Consider the following 20,018-nt stretch of genomic DNA (forward strand, 5'->3'; position numbering starts at 1 on the left):
CCCGGGCCGCGGCCTCGGCCAGCCGCGCCTCGGGGAGCCGCCCGTCCGTCACGGCCGTGACCAGCGCGTCCCGCAGCCGCAGCACGGTGTCCTCGTCGGCGAGGCCGCCGCCGACGCAGATCGCGTCGGCACCGGCGGCGATCGCCAGGACGCTGCCCCGCTCGATGCCGTACGCGTCGGCGACGGCGCGCATCTCGATGCCGTCGGTGACGATCAGGCCGTCGAAGCCGAGCCCGCCGTCGGCGACCGGGGCGCGCAGCAGTCCGTGCAGGGCCGCGGGGCTGAGGGTGGCGGGCAGGTCCGGGTCGAGCGCGGGCAGCAGGATGTGCGCGCTCATCACGGCCTTGGTGCCGGCGGCGATGGCCGCCCGGAAGGGCACCAGTTCGCGGGCGGCCAGGGTGTCGGGGTCGGCATCGATGCGCGGCAGGGCGTGGTGGGAGTCGACGGCGGTGTCGCCGTGCCCGGGGAAGTGCTTGGTGCAGGCGGCGACCCCGGCGCCCTGGAGCCCCTCGATCCAGGCGGCGGTGTGCCGGGCGACGAGCTGGGGGGTGGCGCCGAAGGAGCGTACACCGATGACCGGATTGTCCGGGTTGGAGTTGACGTCGGCGGACGGCGCCCAGTTGAGGTTGACGCCGCAGGCGGCGAGCCGGCGGCCGAGTTCGCGGGCGACGGCATGGGTCAGCCCGGTGTCGTCGACCGCGCCGAGGGCCAGATTGCCGGGAAAGGAGGAGCCGCCGCGTACCTCCAGACGGGTGACGTCGCCACCCTCCTCGTCGATCGCCACCAACACGTCGTCCCGTTCGGCGCGCAGCTGGGCGGTGAGCGCGGCGAGCTGCTCGGGCGAGGCGATGTTGCGGCCGAACAGCCCGACGGAGGCCAGCCCCTCGCCGAGGCGGCGCAGCAGCCAGTCGGGGGCGGAGGTGCCGGTGAAGCCGGGCTGGAGGACGGTGAGGGCGTTCCGGGTGAGGGTGGCCGAGTCGTGCGCGAGCGTCGTCATGGACGTGGATCTTCCCTTCGCCGCGCCGGAAGCGAGCGCACCGACACCAGCGTTGCCGCGACACCCGTCGCCGCCATGGGGTCACTCTTCACGGCGCCCTACTCCCCACATCGCCGAATGAGAGGTTTAATGGTTTAGACCACTTCATGCAGAGCGTGTCTCTCGACCTATAGGGGTGTCAAGAGTGGACAACGCCGCTTCCGGGTCCGTTACCGGACCGACATCTCTCGACATCCGGGCAGGGCAGCCACCCCGGGCCCAGGGCGTGCCACGATGTGAGCCGCCGGAATCATCAGAGGCCGGTGACGGCAGCAGACCCGACGTCGGAAAGGGCGCGATGGAGACCGAGGGGGCAATGGCGGCGACGGCCACGACGGCCACCGCCGAAAGCGGCAACAGCTCCGGCGGGACGCGCACCGCGCGCGTCCCGAAGTACTACCGCCTCAAGCGGCACTTGCTGGAGATGACCGAGACCCTGCCGCCCGGCACCCCGGTCCCCCCGGAGCGCACCCTGGCCGCCGAGTTCGACACCTCCCGCACCACCGTGCGGCAGGCGCTCCAGGAACTGGTCGTCGAGGGGCGGCTGGAGCGGATCCAGGGCAAGGGCACCTTCGTCGCCAAGCCCAAGGTCTCCCAGGCCCTGCAACTCACCTCGTACACCGAGGACATGCGCGCCCAGGGCCTCGAACCCACCTCCCAGCTGCTGGACATCGGCTACGTCACCGCCGACGACCGGCTCTCGGCGCTGCTGGACATCGCGACCGGCGGCCGGGTGCTGCGCATCGAGCGGCTGCGCCTGGCCAGCGGCGAGCCGATGGCGATCGAGACCACGCACCTGTCGGCCAAGCGCTTCCCCGCGCTGCGCCGCAGCCTGGTCAAGTACACGTCGCTCTACACGGCCCTGGCCGAGGTGTACGACGTACACCTGGCCGAGGCCGAGGAGACCATCGAGACCTCCCTGGCCACCCCGCGCGAGGCCGGACTGCTGGGCACCGACGTCGGGCTGCCGATGCTGATGCTCTCGCGCCATTCGCTGGACGCGGCGGGCGAGCCGGTGGAGTGGGTGCGTTCGGTCTACCGCGGCGACCGCTACAAGTTCGTGGCCCGGCTCCAGCGCCCGAACGGCTGACATACGCCGCCGGACTCCGCTTCTTTCTCATACCGATATGCGGACGGGTAGTGACGACTGCCGGTCCACGGGCTTAGATTCCTGCGCACTGCACAAATGATCAGCACCGGTGATCAGCGCCGATGATCAGCACGGATGCGCCGAGGGGACGGGAGCCCGCCGCCATGTCAGACACGTCCACGGACAGGAGACCGGTCGTCACGCCCTCGCGTGTCGTGGCCGCGCTCTGTCTCATCGCGCCCTTCGTGGCGATGCTGTGGGTCGGCTCGTACGGGAAGGTCGAGCCCACCCTTATCGGCATCCCGTTCTTCTACTGGTACCAGATGGCCTGGGTGCCCATCTCGGCCGTGCTGACGTCGACCGCGTACTTCCTGGTCCGCCGTGAGCAGCGGGCGCGCAAGGGAGGCGGTTCCGCATGAACGACGGCGTGAACGGCGTCGCGCTCGCCGTCTTCATCTTCTTCTTCCTCGCCGTCACGGTGATGGGCTTCCTCGCCGCCCGCTGGCGGGCCGCCGAGAACGCCGACAACCTGGACGAATGGGGGCTCGGCGGCCGTAGCTTCGGCACCTGGATCACCTGGTTCCTGCTCGGCGGCGACCTGTACACCGCGTACACCTTCGTCGCCGTCCCGGCCGCCATCTACGCGACGGGCGCGGCCGGGTTCTTCGCGGTGCCGTACACCATCCTGGTGTATCCGCTGATCTTCACCTTCCTGCCCCGGCTGTGGTCGGTGTCCCACAAGCACGGATACGTCACCACCTCGGACTTCGTCCGCGGCCGCTTCGGCTCCAAGGGGCTCTCGCTGGCCGTCGCGATCACCGGCATCCTCGCCACCATGCCGTACATCGCCCTCCAGCTCGTCGGCATCCAGGCGGTGCTGGACGTCATGGGCGTGGGCGGCGGCGAGGACACCAACTGGTTCATCAAGGACCTGCCGCTGCTGATCGCGTTCGGTGTGCTCGCCGCGTACACCTACTCCTCCGGGCTGCGCGCCCCCGCGCTCATCGCGTTCGTCAAGGACACCCTGATCTACATCGTCATCGCGGTGGCGATCATCTACATCCCGATCAAGCTGGGCGGCTTCGACGACATCTTCGCCAAGGCGGGCCACGCACTGGCGCAGGAGAATCCGGCGACCGGGAAGCCGAAGGGCGAACTGGCGAGCGGCGACAAGAGCCAATGGGCCTACGCCACGCTCGCCCTCGGCTCGGCGCTGGCGCTGTTCATGTATCCGCACTCGATCACCGCCACGCTCTCCAGCCGGAGCCGCGAGGTGATCCGCCGCAACACCACCATCCTGCCGCTGTACTCGCTGATGCTCGGCCTGCTGGCGCTGCTCGGGTTCATGGCGATCGCGGCGGGCGTGAAGGTGGACAACGGACAGCTGGCCATCCCCCAGCTCTTCGAAAACATGTTCCCGGACTGGTTCGCGGGGGTCGCCTTCGCCGCCATCGGCATCGGCGCCCTCGTCCCGGCGGCCATCATGTCCATCGCCGCGGCGAACCTGTTCACCCGCAACATCTACAAGGACTTCCTGCGGCCGGACGCCACCCCGGCGCAGGAGACCAAGGTCTCCAAGCTGGTCTCGCTGCTGGTGAAGGTCGGTGCGCTGGCCTTCGTCCTGACCATGGACAAGACCGTCGCCATCAACTTCCAGCTGCTGGGCGGCATCTGGATCCTCCAGACCTTCCCGGCCATGGTGGGCGGCCTGTTCACCCGCTGGTTCCACCGGTGGGCGCTGCTCGGCGGCTGGGCCGTCGGCATGGTCTACGGCACGGTCGCGGCGTACGGCGTGGCCAGCCCCACCCAGAAGCACTTCGGCGGCAGCTCGGACGAGATCCCGGGCATCGGCGAGATCGGCTACATCGGCTTCACCGCCTTCACCCTCAACGTCGTGGTCACCGTGGTGCTCACGTTCGTCCTGCGGGCGCTGAAGGCTCCCGACGGTGTGGACGAGACCTCCGCGTCCGACTACACGGCGGACGTGGGCGACCCGGGCGTCCAGGCCGACCTGCCCCCGGCGACGGCGGGCGCCCCCGGCGGCCACTGAGTCCGGCAGCGCGTCAGCGGGCCGCCGTCTCCCTCGCGGGAGGCGGCGGCCCGTTCGTCATGCTCAATACACCGGACCGGCGGCGGCCGCCGGGCCCCGGGAACGCACCGGACGCCCCAATTCCACCAGATTGTTCAGGCCAATCCTCCGCAGAATGGCGCATTCCGCCACCTTCCTCGCAACTGTTGTGCGCCCCCTCGTGTCTGAATAAGCGAGAAGTGTGCTGCCGGAGACCACCGGTGGCACGGGGGAGACACAAACGGGGGTTCGGCCATGTCCGACACGCTTGTCCAGAACGATTCCGAGGAGTCGGAGGCGCAGACCGCCCCGGCCGCGCCGGCGGCGGGGCTCGTGCCCTTCATGGACGCCCTGCGCGTACCGCCCCGGCTGCGGCCGGGGAAGGACGAGGCGCTGCGGGGTATCACCGTCGATCTGCGCGCCACCTGGGTGCGGTTGCACTCACAGTTGCCGCCGACCCGGGTGTGGGCCTACGAGGGGCACTTCCCCGGGCCCACCATCGAGGTGCGCCGCAAGCAGCGGCTCCGCGTGGCCTGGACGAACCGGCTGTCCGGCGCGTATCCGGTGACCGCGTACGAGGTGCCGGTCGCCACCCCGCCCGCGAGCAACGCGCCGGGGCACGACGAGGCGGGCGCCGAGGAGGTCAAGGGCGTGGCGGAGCTGCCGCCGTGGTCGGTGACGCATCTGCACGGCGCCCCGACCGGCGCGGGCAACGACGGATGGGCGCAGAACGCGGTCGCGCCCGGTGACGCCCAGCTCTCCGAGTACCCGAACGACTGCCGCGCGACGGCGCTGTGGTACCACGACCACGCCATGCACATCACCCGGTGGAACGTGTTCACCGGCCTGGCGGGCATGTACCTCATCCGGGACGAGGAGGAGGACGCGCTGCGGCTGCCGCGTGACGAGTACGAGGTGCCGCTGGTGCTGATGGACCGCAACCTCGACACGGACCCCGACGGGCGGCTGACCGGGCGGCTGCTGCACAAGGTGCAGACCGTCGGCAAGGACCCCGAGGGGCGCAACGTCACCACGCCGTTCTCCGGTCCTTACACGCTGGTCAACGGGGTGATCTGGCCGTACCTCGACGTCGAGGCGCGCTGGTACCGGTTCCGGGTGGTCAATGCGTCCAACGCCCGCTTCTACCGGCTGGCGCTGATCGACGAGGAGACCGGTGAGCAGGTGACCGGTGCGGTCAAGCAGATCGGGACCGACGGCGGGCTGCTGGACCGCCCGGTGGACCTCGACGCCCCGGTGTCCATCGCCCCCTCCGAGCGGCTCGACCTACTGATCGACTTCTCCCGGCTGCGGGGGCGCAACCTGCGTCTGGTCAACACCCCGGCCGGGAAGCGCCCGGGCGAGGCCGACGAGGCGAGGGGGGTGCCGTATCCGCAGGTGATGCGGTTCCGGGTGGACCGCGAGCGGGTCCGCGACCGCTTCGTGCTGCCGAAGGTGCTCTCCTCCTTCCAGCGGCTCACCCATGCCAACGCCCCGTCGCACGGACACCGGGTCATCGCCCTCACCCCGCCCGGCACGGTCGGCGGCAACGGCCACCCGGAGATCTGGGAGCTCCAGGAGGTCGCGCCGGGCGAGGTGACGGTCCCGGGGGACGGTGTGATCCAGGTCAGGAACGACAAGGGCGAGACGGTCACGTACCGGCGGATCGCCCGCTCCTTCGACGACACCATGGGCTTCAGCGTCGAGCTGGACTCCTGGGAGCAGTGGAGCTTCCTCAACCTGGGCGGCCCGACCCATCCGATGCACATCCACCTGATCAGCTTCCAGGCGATGAGCCGTCAGGCCTACGCGGCGGACGGCTTCGATCCGGCGCTGGGCGGTACGCGCGAGGGCGCGCCGGTCGCGTACTCGGGCGAGCTGGAGGTGTTGCCGAGCGAGCGGGGCTGGAAGGACACCATCCAGGTCGCGGGCGGCGAGATGGTCAACGTCATCGGCCGCTACACCGGGGCGACGGGCCGCTTCATGTATCACTGCCACATCCTGGAGCACGAGGACATGGCCATGATGCGGCCGTTCCTGGTCACCCCGGGCCAGGTGCTCGTCTTCGACCACCACCGCCCGGGCGGCGGCCACCACGGCGTCGCCTAGGACACGTCGGCACACACGTCGGCACCGGCAGCCGGGGCGCCCCGGCTGCCGGTGCCGTACGGCTCACACGTGTCACACGTACAGGAAGCCGCCCGGGACGGTGGCGGTTCCGAAGGCCGTCACCAGGGTGACGGTCGCGGTACCGGCCACTCCGGGCGGAGTGACGCCGGTGACCGTGGTGGCGGTGGCGGTCACGCCGGTGGCGGGAACGCCGTTGAACAGCACGGCCAGCACGCCGCCGAGGTTGGTCCCGTTGATGGTGAACGCCGTACCGCCGGCCGTCGTTCCGGTGTTGGGAACGATGTTGGTGGGCACCGGCGGGGGCGGAGCCACGAAGTAGGTGAACCCGCCCGGAACGGTGGCCGCGCCACCGGGGCCGGTGAGGACCACGGCCGCGGTGCCGGCCGAGCCCGGCGGGGTGATGCCGACCAGCTGGGTCCCGGCGGGGTTCACGGCCACGATGGTCCCGGGGATACCGGCGAAGGTGATGCCGGTGACCGTGTTCAGGTTGGTGCCGTTGATCACGAACACGGTGCCGCCGGTGGTCGGGCCCACGGCCGGGGTGATGGAGGTGGCGGTGGGCGGGGGCGGCGCTACGTAGGTGTACGGCTGGCTGTTGCTGGTGCCGCCGGTGGTGGTGACGAGGACCTGGACGGACCCGGCCGCGTGCGGCGGAGCGATCACCACGACGACGTCGGTGGATCCCGGCCAGCCGCCGCCCCAGCCACCGCCCCAACCGCCACCCCAGCCGCCGCCCCAGTCGGTGGGCTGGCTGACGATGGTGGCGGGGACGCCGCCGAAGGTCACGCTGATGACGTTGCGCAGGTTCGTCCCGGTCAGCTGGACGAGGTTCCCGCCGGTGGTGGGGCCGGAGTTGGGCACCACGGACACCAGCAGCGGCGGGCCGGTCGGGGGCCAGTAGCCCGCGGTGGGTGCGGCGGCGGACACGAGAGCGGTCGAGGTCATGGTCGGTCCTCCCAGGGAAGGGTCAGATGAGGTGCACTGGGCGCACGCAGGCCGACAGCGGAGAAACGGAAAGCTGGTGGGCCGCCGAGCAGGGCGCAGGAGCGGTGCACGGATGAGGCGGGAGCAACGGGGCGAAATCCCGGCTCCTGAATGGCTGACGAGGTATGGGGCAGCCTCGATGCCACGTTTTCCAGTTATCCACGCCCGTCCGTGTCGCTCAAGACTTCAGAACAGCCATCACTCGTTTGGCGCACGCAAGCTCGCACAGTGGCATATTTATATGACGAACGCTCGGCTATTCGGGGGAATTCGCCGACGGAGTATCGCCTGTTGGGGCCCGTCGCGCTTGTAATAAATGACATCGATCGAACCGGTAGATCGAACCGGTAGGGAACGATCCGATGAGCCTTGCAGCGTTCCTTCTCGCCCTCGGCACCACCTGCCGTATCACCCGCTTCATCACCAAGGACACCCTGGCGGCGGGCTTCCGGATGTGGATCGCCGACCGCTTCGGTGACGACTCTCCGGTCACCTATCTGGTCAACTGCGGCTGGTGTACGAGCACGTGGGTGGGCGGCGCCACCGCCGCATACGCCTTCTCACTGGACACCACCGCGTGGTTCCAGATCCCGGCCACCGCCCTGACGCTTTCCTATCTCGCCGGTGTGGCATCGCGGTGGCTCGACTGAAAGGAAAACGCACCCATGGGCTGCAACTGTGGTGGAAGAACACCCCAACCCGTTGTCCTCTACCAGTTGACGCTGCCGGACGGCACGGTCCGCCGCTACGTCACCTACCAGGAAGCCGAGGCGGCCAACAAGCGCGCCGGTTCCACCGGAGTGATCAGCACCGTCACCCAGTGAGGGCCCGGCTGTCGGTGCCATCCGGCAGACTGCGGGACATGGATGTCACGATCAGACGCGCGCGGGACGAGGAACTGGACGAGGTCGGGGAGTTCACCGCGGCCGTGTACATCGGGGACGGGCTGCTGGACTTCGGGGCCGAGGACCCGTACATCGAGGACCTGCGCGACGCGCGGAAGCGGGCCGCGGGGTCGGAGGTGCTGGTCGCGGCGGACGCGGAGAGCGACGCGGTGCTGGGCGCGCTGGCGTTCGCCGTCCATGGCGGGCCGTACGCGGAGCTGGCCGGTCCGGACGAGGCCGAGTTCCGGATGCTCGCGGTGCGGCCCGAGGCGCGGCGGCGCGGGGCGGCCGAGGCGCTGGTGCGGGCCTGTATGGACCGGACGCGGGAGCTGGGGCTCGGGGGCATGGTCCTTTCCACCCACCCCAGGATGACCACCGCCCACCGGCTCTATGAGCGGCTGGGGTTCCGGCGCGCGCCGGAGCGGGACTGGGAGCCGATCCCCGGGATCACCCTGTGGGGCGGTCATTCACCGTGGACATATGACCGCTCACGTCACCGTAGCCAGCCACGCTCACGCAGGGCCGCGGTGAACGCGGCGTACGAGGCGTCGAGGGCGGCGTGCTCGCGCGCGTCCGGTACGACGTCCCGGCCGGGGCGGACCATCGCGGCGGCGCTCGCCGTGAGGTCCGCGTGGAGGGTTCCGGAGGCGGCCAGCAGGGCGGCACCGAAGGCCGTTTCGGCATGATCGGCGACGCGCAGCGGGCGGCCGAGGACGGTGGTGCGGATCCGGGTCCACAGCGGGCTGCGGCTGCCGCCGCCCGCGGCCCACAGCGGGCCCTCCACCGCCACGCCCAGCTCCGCCACCCGCTCCAGCGCGAGGCGCTCCAGGAAGGCCACGCCCTCCAGCGTGGCGCGGTGCCGGTCGGCGTCGTCGGCCGGAGTGCCGAGGACGAAGCCCCGGGCGGCGCCGCTGACGAACGGGAAGCGCTCACCCTCGCGGCGCAGCGGATACGCGACCACCGAGGCCGGGCCGCGGTCCGCGGCGGCGCGGTCGAGCGCGGGCAGTTGGCCGGGGGGAACGTGCGCCAGGGCCTCGCCACCGGTGCTGGAGGCGCCGCCCGGCAGCCACCAGCCGTCAGGGTGGCGGTGGCTGTAGAGCGCGCCGGACGGGTCGGCGACCAGGTCGCGGGTGACGCCCTTGAGGACGTACGTGGTGCCGAGGATGCCCACGAACTGCCCGGGCCGCACGGCCCCGGTGGCGAGTTGTCCGGCGCAGCCGTCGGTCATACCGAGACGGACCGCGCACCCGGGCGGCAGCCCGGTCTCCGCGGCGGCCTCCGCGCACACCGTGCCGATCGGCGAAGCCGGTGCCCGGACGGACGGCAGCCACCGGGCCGGTACGCCGAGCGCGTCGAAGACCTCGTCCGGCCACTCCCCGGCGCGGGCGTCGTAGCCGCTCTTGAGCGCATGCGACCAGTCGGTGGCGACGGGCCCGCCGGTGAGCCGCCACCCGATGAGGTCGGGGGTGTGGAACACGTGCCGGACGGCCTCATGGGCGACATGTCGCTCCCCATGGGCCCGGTGCCCAAGGGCATCCGCATGCCCCTCCGCGCCCGCCAGCCAGGCGATGCGGCCGAGGGCGGCGGTCGGGGCGACCGACAGGCCCAGGGTTCGCCAGCGCGGGGCGCCCGCCTCCTGGGCGCGGGCGTTGAGCCCGGCGGCGCGGCGGTCGTCGTACATCAGGGCGGGGCCGAGGGGTTCGCCCCGGCCGTCCGCGAGGACGATCGTGCCGGAGGTGGCGGCGACGGCCACCGCCACGACCTCCCGGCCGCCCGCCGGAAGGGCCTCGGTGGCCTGGCGCAGGGCCGCCGCGACGGCGGGCCACCAGGCCGTGGCGTCCTGTTCGCTGCGTCCGCCCGCGCCCCGGCGTGGGGGCGGGAGTTGCGCGCTGCCCCGCGCCCGTACGCGCCCGTGGGCGTCGGCGCACACCACCCGCACGGCCGCCGTGGCGATGTCGATCCCCGCGACGACCTCGGCCCGGTCGGACATCACAGATCACGCCCCTCACACGTGGAGTTAAGTTAACACTGGTGATGTTAAGAAGGGCCGGGGGCGATCCTCACATCGGTACGCTCCCGCCACTCCCCGATCAGCCGGGCGTCCGCCGCGCCGTCCACCACCAGATGGTCGAAGTCGGCCAGCGGGCACAGCCGGTGCAGCGCCGTGCGCCGCGTCTTGGACGCGTCCATCAGCAGCGCCGTGCGGGCCGCGGAGGCGAGCATGGCGCGCTTCACCAACACCACGTCCTGCTCCTGGTGGTACGTGGTCGCCGCGTCCATGGCCGAGGTGCTGACCAGCGCCAGGTCCACCGAGACCGCCGCGATCGCCTCCGCGCACGGCACGCCGAGGAAGGAGTCATGGGTGTGCGAGTACTGCCCGCCGAGCCCGATCAGCCGGATCCGCGGCACCCCGGCGAAGACCTCGATCACCCGCCGGGCATTGGTCACCACGGTCAGCGGGGCGGACTCCACCAGCAGTCGGGCGAGCGCCAGGACGGTCGTGGAGTCGTCCAGCATCAGCGACATCCCGGGCTCGACCAGCTCCGCGGCGGTGGCGGCCACCGCCTCCTTCTCGGCCCGGTGGGCGCCCATCCGGTAGGCGAGGCTGGACTCGAAGACCGACGAGGGCAGGGCCGAGACCCCGCCCCGGAACTTGCGCAGCACCCCGAGCCGGGCCAGCTCGTCCAGATCCCGGTGGACGGTCATCAGGCTGACGCCGGTGAGGTCGGCCAGCTCCGCCGCGGTGGCGGTGGAGTGCGCGAGGACGTATTCGGTGATGGTCTGTCTGCGGGCGTCCTGGGAGCGGACCGTGGTCATGGGCGGGATCCTCCCGTAGCGCCGTCGGTGGGCACGGTGTCGGTAGGCACGTTCGCGGCGGGCACGTTGGCGGTGGACACAGTCTCCGTGGGGACGTTCAGGGAGCGCAGCGCCGTGCGGTCGCCGTCGACGCCGATCTCGGTCACCGCCGCGTTGTCCAGCCGGGGGAAGACCGTGCGGTAACGGCCGACGGGGATGCCGAGCAGGGTGCACAGCGCGGTCCGCAGCAGGCTGTTGTGCGCCACGACGAGCACCGTGCGGTCCGGATGCGCGGCGGCGAGCCGGCGCAGGGCGGCGACGGCGCGGGCCGCGGCCTCACCGGGGCGCTCCGAGCCGGGGAAGGCGCCGGTCTCGGGGTCGTCGCGGAACGCCCGGACGGCCGCCGGATCCTCCGCCTCCATCTCGGCAAGGGTGCGGCCCTCGCCCCAGCCGAAGTCCATCTCGCGCAGGTCCTCGACCACTTCGGGGACCAGGGACAGCGCGGTGGCGGCCGGTTCGGCGGTGCGCCGCGCCCGGCTCAGCGGGGAGCAGGCCACCGCGTCGATCCCACGGCCCCGCGCCCAGTGGGCGAGGGCCCGCGCCTGCCGGTGGCCGCGCTCGGTCAGCGCGATGTCCGAGGTTCCGGCGTACCGGTTCTCCGCGTGCCACACGGTCTCCCCGTGGCGTACGAGCAGCAGTCGGGCGGTCATCCGGGGTCTCCCATGCGTCAACCATGGCCTGAGCCATTGCCTGATCACGTCTCTGGTGTTAAATCTAGCATCGCTCATGTGATGGAGCGCCGAGGTTCCGGAGGGAAGCAGGGCATGCGCATGATCATCGGAGTGGATGTCGGCACTTCCGTCACCAAGGCCGTGGCCTTCGACCGCGATGGGGTCGTGCACGCCTCCGCGGCCCGCCCCAGCCGACTGGACCGCCTGCCCGGCGGCCGGGTCGAACAGGATCTTGAGGACGTGCTGCGCACGGTCGCCGAGGTGGTGCGCGAGGTGGCCGCGGCGCTCCCAGGGCCGCCCGCCGCGCTCGCGCTCACCGGCCAGGGCGACGGACTGTGGCTGCGCGACGAGGCGGGCCGGGCGGTGCGCCCGCCGATCTCCTGGCTGGACGGCCGGGGCGGCGAGACCATCGCCCGCTGGCGCGCCGACGGCACGCTCACCGCCCTCTACGCGCTCACCGGCTCCGGGCTGTTCCCCGGCTGCCACGCCCCGCTGCTGCACTGGCTGGCCGAGCACGAACCGGGGGCGCTGGAGCTGGCGGCGGTCGCGGGGTACTGCGTGGACGCGGTGGCCCAGCGGCTGACCGGTGCCATCACCGTGGACGCCTCCGACGCGTCCCTGCCGTTCCTCAACGTCACCACCCGTACGTATGTGCCGGACGCCCTGGAGCGCTGCGGGCTGTCCGGCTACGCCCGGCTGCTGCCGGAACCCGCCGCGCCCGGCGCCGTCCTCGCGCTGGACGACGAGGGGGCCCGGCTGACCGGGCTGCCGCCCGGACTGCCCGTGGTCTCCGGTCCGTACGACCTTCCGGCGTGCGCCATCGGCAGCGGAGTGCGGGACGTGGGCGACGGGCTGCTCATCGTCGGCACCACGCTGGCCTGCCAGGTGCTCACCGACCGCGCTGCGGTGGACGCTTCGGCCGATCCGGCCGGAATGTGGCTGTGCACCCCCGACCCGGAGCGCTGGCTGCGCGCGATGCCCGCGATGGTCGGCACGGCCGCCCTGGAGTGGGTGCTCGATCTCACAGGCACGACCACCGCCGGACTGGACGCCCTGCTGGGCGCGAGTCCGCCCGGAGCGAACGGCGTGACCGCGCTGCCCTTCCTGTCCGGCGCCGGGGAGCGCGCCCCGTTCGTCGAGCCCGCCGCCCAGGGGCGGTTGGATGGTCTCACCCTCTCCACCACCCGCGCCGACACCGTACGGGCCGTATGCGAGGCCATCGCCTACGCGGCCCGCCACTGCCTGGAGGCTGCCGGGCTCTCGGGACGGCTCGCGCTGTGCGGCGGAGGGGTACGTTCCGCCGCCTGGACGGAGATTTTCGCGAATGTCATCGGCCGCCCGGTGGTCATTCCGGACGAGCCGGAGGTCGGCGCGCGGGGCGCTGTCGCGGTCGCGTGGCGGTCGCTCGGCGACCCCGTGGACGCGTCCCGGTGGCGCTCCGCGTCCCGTACGGTCGAACCGCGGAGCGAGCTTCGCGGCGCCTACGAGGACGGCTACGCGGGCTACCGCGACCGCCTCGCCCGTGCCCTGGACGAATGGCGGACGAGCGGTCCGGCGAGCTAGTTTTCCCTGGGATTCCGGCGCGGCCAAAGCCCGACGCGACTAGCACATCTATACGAATCCACCCAGCTGACGACACAACATCTGGGGGCGCGTGCGCAGCGCGACACAAGATGTATGCTCGTGCTCGCTGTCGCCGCAGGGGAATCCGGTGCGAATCCGGAACTGTCCCGCAACGGTGTACGTGTGCGCTTTTGCGTACCCGTGAGTCCGATGACCTGCCGACGGCCGTCTGCATACGTCCGGGCCTCGCGGGTTGGGCCGATGGACGCTGCGTGGTGTGCCGTGAAGCGGAATCGGCATGCCCGTGAGCGGCCATCGTGCACTGCCCTCGCAGGCCCCCAGCCGAGCGAGGGAGAACACTTCAGTGACCATCGCGCCCGCCGACCCGGTTTCAGAGGCAGCGGAGACTCAGGCAGCGGCCGACGCGCCCGGGACCGCCCTGCTGCGGACCCTCACCGGGCTCACCGCCGATCTGCCCGCCACCGACCCCGGCAAGGTCGCGGCCGCCGCCCTGCGCGGCCGCCATCCCGGTTCGGACGAGGCGGAGTTGCGCTCCCTGGCGACCGAGGCGGCGGCCGGACTCATCGGCGAGGAGCCGGAGTACTCCAAGCTCGCCGCGCGGCTGCTGACCCGCGCGATCGCCGACGAGGCGGCCGGGCAGGGCGCGGACTCCTTCTCCGCGTCCGTCGCCGTGGGCCACCGCGAGGGCCTGATCGCCGACTCCACCGCCGAGTTCGTGACGGCCCACACCGCCCGGCTGGACGCGCTGGTCGACCGGGCGCTGGCCGACGGCGCCGACGACCGCTTCGGCTACTTCGGGCTGCGCACCCTGCACAGCCGCTATCTGCTCCGCCACCCGATCACCCGTCAGGTGATCGAGACCCCGCAGCACTTCCTGCTGCGGGTGGCCTGCGGGCTCGCCGAGGACCTGTCCGAGCGGGCGCTGGACGACGTCGCCGAGCTGTACCGGATGACCAGCACGCTGTCGTACCTGCCCAGCTCCCCCACGCTGTTCAACTCCGGCACCCGGCACCCGCAGATGTCCTCCTGCTATCTGCTGGACTCGCCGCTGGACGAGCTGGACTCGATCTACAACCGCTACCACCAGGTGGCACGCCTCTCGAAGCACGCGGGCGGCATCGGTCTTTCGTACTCCCGCATCCGCGCCCGCGGTTCGCTGATCCGCGGCACCAACGGGCACTCCAACGGCATCGTGCCGTTCCTGCGCACGCTCGACGCCTCGGTGGCCGCCGTCAACCAGGGCGGCCGGCGCAAGGGCGCGGCCTGCGTCTACCTGGAGACCTGGCACGCGGACATCGAGGAGTTCCTGGAGCTGCGGGACAACACGGGCGAAGAGGCCCGCCGCACCCACAACCTCAACGTCGCGCACTGGATCCCCGACGAGTTCATGCGCCGGGTCGAGGCCGACGGCGACTGGTCGCTGTTCTCGCCCGTGGACGCGCCCGAGCTGGTCGACCTGTGGGGCGAGGAGTTCGACGCCGCGTACCGCAAGGCCGAGGCCGAGGGACGGGCGCTCAAGCAGGTCCCCGCGCGCCAGCTGTACTCCCGGATGATGCGCACCCTCGCGCAGACCGGCAACGGCTGGATGACGTTCAAGGACGCCGCCAACCGCACCGCCAACCAGACCGCCGAGGCGGGCCGGGTCGTCCACTCCTCCAACCTGTGCACCGAGATCCTCGAGGTCACCGACGACGGCGAGACCGCCGTCTGCAACCTCGGCTCGGTCAATCTGTCCGCCCACCTGGGCGAGGACGGCGAGATGGACTGGGAGCGGCTGGACCGCACCGTCCGCACCGCCGTGACCTTCCTCGACCGCGTGGTGGACATCAACTTCTACCCCACGGAAGAGGCCGGGGCCTCCAACTCCCGCTGGCGGCCGGTGGGGCTCGGCCTGATGGGCCTCCAGGACGTCTTCTTCCGGCTGCGGCTGCCGTTCGACTCACCCGAGGCGCAGGCGCTCTCCACCCGGATCTCCGAGCGCATCATGCTCGCCGCGTACGAGGCGTCCTGCGACCTCGCCGAGCGCCACGGCCCGCACCCGGCCTGGGCCGAGACCCGCACCGCGCGCGGTGTGCTCCACCCGGACCACTACACCGGCGCGCAGGCCGCCTGGCCCGAGCGCTGGGAGGCGCTGCGCACCCGGATGGCGACCACCGGCATGCGCAACTCGCTGCTGCTGGCCATCGCGCCGACCGCCACCATCGCGTCCATCGCGGGCGTGTACGAGTGCATCGAGCCGCAGGTCTCCAACCTCTTCAAGCGCGAAACCCTCAGCGGTGAGTTCCTCCAGGTCAACAACTACCTGGTGAACGACCTGAAGAAGCTCGGCGTCTGGGACACCCAGACCCGTGACGCGCTGCGCGAGGCCAACGGCTCGGTCCAGGACCTCTCCTGGGTTCCTCAGGACGTCCGCGACCTGTACCGCACCGCGTGGGAGATCCCGCAGCGCGCCCTGATCGACATGGCGGCGGCCCGCACCCCGTACCTCGACCAGAGCCAGTCGCTGAACCTCTTCATGGCGGCGCCGACCATCGGCAAGCTCAGCTCGATGTACGCGTACGCCTGGAAGCGCGGCATCAAGACCACGTACTACCTGCGCTCCCGCCCGGCGACCCGGATCGCCCAGAGCGCCCGCGGTGGTGCCGCCACGGCCACCACCCCGGTCCCCGCTCCCGTCCCCGCCCAGCAGACGCCCGACGAGGCCGACGCGGTCGCCTGCTCCCTGGAAAACCCCGAGTCCTGCGAGGCCTGCCAGTAATGCCCACCGCATCCGAGATGACCACCGCGAACACCGCGACGGATCACGCCAAGAACCTGCTCGACCCGGGCTTCGAGCTGACCCTGCGGCCGATGCGGTACCCGCAGTTCTACGACCGCTACCGGGACGCGATCAAGAACACCTGGACCGTGGAAGAGGTCGACCTCCACTCGGACGTCGCCGACCTCGCCAAGCTCTCCCCCGGTGAGCAGCACATGATCAGCCGACTGGTGGCGTTCTTCGCGACCGGCGACTCGATCGTGTCCAACAACCTGGTGCTGACGCTCTACAAGCACATCAACTCCCCCGAAGCGCGGCTGTACCTGTCGCGGCAGCTCTTCGAGGAGGCCGTGCACGTCCAGTTCTATCTGACCCTGCTGGACACCTACCTGCCCGACCCGGACGACCGGGCGGCGTCCTTCGCGGCGGTCGAGAACATCCCCTCCATCCGGGAGAAGGCGGAATTCTGCTTCCGCTGGATGGACTCGGTGGAGAAGATCGACCGCCTGGAGTCCAAGGCCGACCGCCGCCGCTTCCTGCTCAACCTGATCTGCTTCGCGGCCTGCATCGAGGGCCTCTTCTTCTACGGCGCCTTCGCCTACGTCTACTGGTTCCGCTCGCGCGGTCTCCTGCACGGCCTCGCGACCGGCACCAACTGGGTGTTCCGCGACGAGTCCATGCACATGGAGTTCGCCTTCTCCGTCGTGGACACCGTCCGCGAGGAGGAGCCCGACCTCTTCGACGACGATCTGGAGCGCCAGGTCACCGACATGCTGAAGGAAGCCGTCGAGGCGGAGCTCCAGTTCGCCCACGACCTGTGCGGCGACGGCCTGCCGGGCATGAACACCGAATCGATGCGCGCCTACCTGGAGTGCGTCGCCGACCAGCGCCTGGCCCGCCTCGGCTTCCCCGCGGTCTTCGGCTCGGAGAACCCGTTCTCCTTCATGGAGCTCCAGGACGTCCAGGAGCTGACCAACTTCTTCGAACGCCGCGCCTCGGCCTACCAGGTGGCGGTCGAGGGCTCGGTCTCCTTCGACGACGACTTCTGAGCCTCACCCGCACCACAGGGCCGGACCCCTCGGGGTCCGGCCCTGTGGCATGGCGGCACGCTCAGTCGTTCGGCACCGTCTCGTAGCGGGCGGTGCCCTCGGCCATCTGCCGGAGGACGTCCTTGCGGTCGCGCTTGGAGAGGCGGTCGATGTAGAGGTAGCCGTAGAGGTGGTCGGTCTCGTGCTGGAGGCAGCGGGCGAAGTAGCCGGTGCCGCGCACGGTGATGGGGTTGCCCTCGGCGTCCTGGCCGCGCACCACCGCGTAGTCCGGGCGGGCCAGCTCGCAGTAGGCGGTGGGGACCGACAGGCAGCCCTCGTTGGAGTCGTCCAGGACGCGGCGGTCGGCGGGCAGCTCCTCCAGGACCGGGTTGCAGACCACGCCGACGTGGCGTACGCCCTCGTCGTCCAGGCAGTCGTAGACGAAGACCTTGCGGTCGACGCCGATCTGGTTGGCGGCCAGGCCCACGCCCTCCGCCGCCCGCTGGCTGGCGAACATGTCGTCGATCAGCGCCGCCAGCTCGTCGTCGAACTCGGTGACGTCCTGGCACTCCTTGTGGAGCACCGGGTTCCCGACGACGGTGATCGGGCGGGCGGTGCCGCGCTCGCGGTACGCCTGCTCGCGCTCCTCGCAGTCCTCCGTGTCCACGACGAACTCGTCGTCCGCCTGCTGCTTCGTGGTCCCTTGCTGCGACATCGTCCGCCGTACGCCTTCCTTCAAACCCTGATGCGTCGCCCTACAGGGTACGGCCCGCAGGTGAGGCCAGGGGATCAGTGGCCCTTTCCGGGCATTCAGCAGACCTCTTCCAGGTCCCGCCACTCCCGGGTGTCCGGGCTGTCGGCGACCCAGCCGTCCAGCAGCCCCCGCACCAGCCCGCTGGGGGCGGCGATCCCGCATTCGCGCTCGGCGACCCACAGCGAGCCCGAGCCCGCCGTGCGGTGCCCCAGCGGACCGGGGTGGCCCGGCTCACTGTGGTCGTGCGGGTCCAGGTGCTCGCCCTCGCCCTCGTCGCTGGGCATCCGGCTCTCCGAACAGGAACGGCACAGCAGCCGCACCGAGGACGACCAGTCCTCGGCGGCGAAGCCCGCGTCGGCCGCCAGCCGCTCCAGGGCGTCCCGGTCGGCCTCGGTGGCCGCCTCCAGCAGCACCACCCAGGTCGGCACCGGGGACGGCGCCCACAGCTCGATCTCGTCGAAGACGGGGTAGGCCGGGCCCGCGGCGGTCACGCGCTCACCGTGCGGAACGCCGTCGTGCAGCACGACCTCGCCCCAGCGCCGCCCGGAGGACGGCAGCGGGATCGACAGCACCTCGATCCGGGCCGGGTCCAGCCGACGGCCCCAGACCACCTCGGCCTCGCCCTCGGGCGACAGCCGCACCGCCGCGCTGCCCAGCTCCATGCCGAGCGGCTCACCGGAAGCGGACGCCTCCCCGGGCACCTTCAGCCCGTACGCCTGCCAGGCACGGCGGGCCAGCGGCCAGTCCTGGAGGGCGGTCGCCGCGATGCCCACGTTCCACCAGTCGGGAGCGCCCGTCTCGCGGTCCAGCAGGGCGACGGCGCGCAGCCCGGCGGCCCGGGCCTGCTCCCAGTCGTGCCGGAACTTGTGCAGCAGCGCGAGGTTGAACCAGGACTCCGACAGCCACGGCTCCAGGTCGGCGGCGCGGGTCAGCAGCGCTCCCGCGTCCTCGTACCGGCCGTCGCCGATGAGCGTGAACGCACGGTCCGTGGCCTGCCGCCATGAGGCGGACGGCCGGTGCCGTACCTTGCCGAAGATCTTCACGATTCCCGCCTGCCGGTATCGAAGTAGTCCCGTACCAGAGCCTTGCGCGGACGGTGTCGCCCTCCCTGGAAGACAACCTGCCACACATCCGCGGACATCTCAGCCCAGCCCCTCACCCTTCGGCCGGGAGACGATGCCCACCACACCTCCTTGCCACCGGCCATCGGCCCGACACCCCTCTCTCGCATCCAACCATGCCTCTTGGGAGACCCGCTCATTACCGGCGAGTTCCACATTCGTCACCGGGTTCCTCACCGTGGGCGGTCGTACGCCGGGCGGGACAGCACCGTCGCCAGCGCCTCCACCACCGCCGGATCGAAGTCCCGCGCGGTGGCCAGCCGCAGCCGCTCCAGGGCGCACAGCGGTGCCGCTCCCCCCGGTCCCGCGGCCGCCGGGCCGCCCGCCGCCTCGGTGTACGCGTTCACCGCGCGCACGATACGCGCGGACAGGGGCTGTTCGCGGTACGGGTCCGCCTGCCGTTCGACGATCACCGCGACCTCCGCGGGCACCCCTGTCTGCCGTACCACGGCACCCCCCAGCAACGCGATCCGCCGTTGCTCGGCACGGGCCAGCGGCTCGGTCGCCCCGGCCGGAACCGGGTCCACCAGGGACAGCTGCCCGATGTCGTGCATCAGCGCCGCGTATTCCAGCACAGTCAGGGCGGGCTCGGAAAGCCCCAGCTCACGGCCGACCGCCCGGCTGAGCCCGGCGACTTTACGGGCATGGCCTGCCGGGGTGTACCCGGCGATCTCGGTCGAGCGGGCCAGGGAGGCGATGGTCTGCCGGCAGGTGGCCCGGATCGCGGCGTAGCGGCGGAACGAGTACTGGATCAGCAGCGGCGGCAGCGCCAGCACCGGCAGCGCCCACAGCCCGGTGACGGCCACCGTGAGCGCCATCACCACCCCGGTCGCGCAGATCGCCGACCCTATTCCGGTCAGCGCCCGCAGCTCGTCGCGCAGCAGCGGTCCGTACGGCCAGCCGGTGCGGGCGCGGGCCAGGGCGGCCGCGAGCACCGCGTCGCACAGCGCGGTCAGGGCCAGCACGGCCAGCAAGTAGCCGACGAGGGCGGGGCCGTGCCCCAGCCAGGCGGCCAACCGGCCGGTGTGGTGCAACGGTTGGAAGCAGGTGGCCGCGA

General features: G+C 71.6%; 17 protein-coding genes, 1 pseudogene and 1 riboswitch. Of the genes and pseudogenes, 10 read left to right on the top strand and 8 right to left on the bottom strand.

Going from position 1 to position 20,018, the window contains the following annotated elements; translation table 11 throughout:
• Positions 1-997 (bottom strand): glycoside hydrolase family 3 protein (locus SSOG_RS15460; RefSeq protein WP_039937675.1); only part of this gene is annotated, 997 nt, incomplete at its 3' end.
• Positions 998-1,352: 355 nt separating this feature from the next.
• Between SSOG_RS15460 and SSOG_RS15465 the strand changes: the two genes are divergently transcribed.
• The 4 genes from SSOG_RS15465 to phsA all read left to right on the top strand — a co-directional run bounded on the left by SSOG_RS15465 (position 1,353) and on the right by phsA (position 6,300).
• The gene (locus SSOG_RS15465; protein WP_009715163.1) at positions 1,353-2,126 is read left to right on the top strand and encodes a GntR family transcriptional regulator; all 774 of its coding nucleotides are present in this window, start codon (positions 1,353-1,355) and stop codon (positions 2,124-2,126) included.
• A 164-nt stretch (positions 2,127-2,290) separates the two neighbouring features.
• Entirely contained in the window at positions 2,291-2,545 is a 255-nt protein-coding gene (locus SSOG_RS15470; protein ID WP_009715164.1) for a DUF3311 domain-containing protein, read from the top strand.
• Positions 2,542-4,176 carry a monocarboxylate uptake permease MctP gene (gene mctP, locus SSOG_RS15475; RefSeq protein WP_039937677.1) on the top strand — a complete coding sequence of 545 codons (1,635 nt, stop codon included), beginning with the start codon at positions 2,542-2,544 and terminating at the stop codon, positions 4,174-4,176. The genes SSOG_RS15470 and mctP overlap by 4 nt, the downstream gene beginning before the upstream one ends.
• Positions 4,177-4,449: 273 nt before the next feature.
• Positions 4,450-6,300 carry an O-aminophenol oxidase PhsA gene (gene phsA, locus SSOG_RS15480; RefSeq protein ID WP_009715166.1) on the top strand — a complete coding sequence of 617 codons (1,851 nt, stop codon included), beginning with the start codon at positions 4,450-4,452 and terminating at the stop codon, positions 6,298-6,300.
• A 72-nt stretch (positions 6,301-6,372) separates the two neighbouring features.
• On the opposite strand, the gene SSOG_RS15485 is transcribed toward phsA, so the two are convergent.
• Positions 6,373-7,266: an IPT/TIG domain-containing protein gene (locus SSOG_RS15485; protein ID WP_009715167.1), complete on the bottom strand. Its 894-nt coding sequence runs from the start codon at positions 7,264-7,266 to the stop codon at positions 6,373-6,375.
• A 401-nt stretch (positions 7,267-7,667) separates the two neighbouring features.
• Between SSOG_RS15485 and SSOG_RS15490 the strand changes: the two genes are divergently transcribed.
• The 3 genes and pseudogenes from SSOG_RS15490 to SSOG_RS48450 all read left to right on the top strand — a co-directional run.
• Entirely contained in the window at positions 7,668-7,955 is a 288-nt protein-coding gene (locus tag SSOG_RS15490; protein WP_009715168.1) for a hypothetical protein, read from the top strand.
• Between the two features lie 15 nt (positions 7,956-7,970).
• Positions 7,971-8,129, top strand: coding sequence for a DUF7196 family protein (locus tag SSOG_RS53575; protein WP_167542491.1), 159 nt, complete (start codon positions 7,971-7,973; stop codon positions 8,127-8,129).
• Between the two features lie 38 nt (positions 8,130-8,167).
• A pseudogene (locus tag SSOG_RS48450) lies at positions 8,168-8,647 on the top strand (GNAT family N-acetyltransferase); the annotation flags it as partial.
• 35 nt (positions 8,648-8,682) lie between these two features.
• Here the strand turns inward: SSOG_RS48450 and SSOG_RS15495 are convergent.
• The 3 genes from SSOG_RS15495 to SSOG_RS15505 are packed head-to-tail and all read right to left on the bottom strand — an operon-like array spanning position 8,683 to position 11,695.
• Complete coding sequence (locus tag SSOG_RS15495) at positions 8,683-10,179, bottom strand: FGGY-family carbohydrate kinase (RefSeq protein WP_009715170.1); 1,497 nt, start codon at positions 10,177-10,179, stop codon at positions 8,683-8,685.
• 47 nt (positions 10,180-10,226) lie between these two features.
• Positions 10,227-11,006: a DeoR/GlpR family DNA-binding transcription regulator gene (locus tag SSOG_RS15500; protein WP_009715171.1), complete on the bottom strand. Its 780-nt coding sequence runs from the start codon at positions 11,004-11,006 to the stop codon at positions 10,227-10,229.
• Positions 11,003-11,695 (bottom strand): histidine phosphatase family protein, encoded by a 693-nt coding sequence (locus SSOG_RS15505; RefSeq protein ID WP_078510321.1) that lies wholly within the window; start codon positions 11,693-11,695, stop codon positions 11,003-11,005. Before SSOG_RS15505 ends, SSOG_RS15500 begins: the two co-directional genes overlap by 4 nt.
• A gap of 114 nt (positions 11,696-11,809) precedes the next feature.
• Between SSOG_RS15505 and SSOG_RS15510 the strand changes: the two genes are divergently transcribed.
• The 3 genes from SSOG_RS15510 (at position 11,810) to SSOG_RS15520 (ending at position 17,107) form a co-directional block, all read left to right on the top strand.
• The gene (locus SSOG_RS15510; protein WP_009715173.1) at positions 11,810-13,279 is read left to right on the top strand and encodes an FGGY-family carbohydrate kinase; all 1,470 of its coding nucleotides are present in this window, start codon (positions 11,810-11,812) and stop codon (positions 13,277-13,279) included.
• Positions 13,280-13,393: 114 nt separating this feature from the next.
• Positions 13,394-13,516, top strand: a riboswitch (cobalamin riboswitch).
• Between the two features lie 127 nt (positions 13,517-13,643).
• Positions 13,644-16,058 carry a ribonucleoside-diphosphate reductase subunit alpha gene (locus SSOG_RS15515; RefSeq protein WP_009715174.1) on the top strand — a complete coding sequence of 805 codons (2,415 nt, stop codon included), beginning with the start codon at positions 13,644-13,646 and terminating at the stop codon, positions 16,056-16,058.
• A 17-nt stretch (positions 16,059-16,075) separates the two neighbouring features.
• Positions 16,076-17,107 (top strand): ribonucleotide-diphosphate reductase subunit beta, encoded by a 1,032-nt coding sequence (locus SSOG_RS15520; RefSeq protein WP_009715175.1) that lies wholly within the window; start codon positions 16,076-16,078, stop codon positions 17,105-17,107.
• 61 nt (positions 17,108-17,168) lie between these two features.
• Here SSOG_RS15520 and def read toward each other — a convergent pair whose 3' ends face one another.
• The 3 genes from def to SSOG_RS15535 form a co-directional block, all read right to left on the bottom strand.
• Positions 17,169-17,801 carry a peptide deformylase gene (gene def, locus SSOG_RS15525; RefSeq protein ID WP_039937680.1) on the bottom strand — a complete coding sequence of 211 codons (633 nt, stop codon included), beginning with the start codon at positions 17,799-17,801 and terminating at the stop codon, positions 17,169-17,171.
• 95 nt (positions 17,802-17,896) lie between these two features.
• Positions 17,897-18,883, bottom strand: coding sequence for a tetratricopeptide repeat protein (locus SSOG_RS15530; RefSeq protein WP_009715177.1), 987 nt, complete (start codon positions 18,881-18,883; stop codon positions 17,897-17,899).
• Positions 18,884-19,134: 251 nt separating this feature from the next.
• The coding region (locus tag SSOG_RS15535) for an HD-GYP domain-containing protein (RefSeq protein WP_039937681.1) at positions 19,135-20,018 on the bottom strand (884 nt) is incomplete at its 5' end.

Source organism: Streptomyces himastatinicus ATCC 53653 (assembly GCF_000158915.1).
In the GTDB taxonomy this organism is placed as follows: Bacteria; Actinomycetota; Actinomycetes; order Streptomycetales; family Streptomycetaceae; genus Streptomyces; species Streptomyces himastatinicus.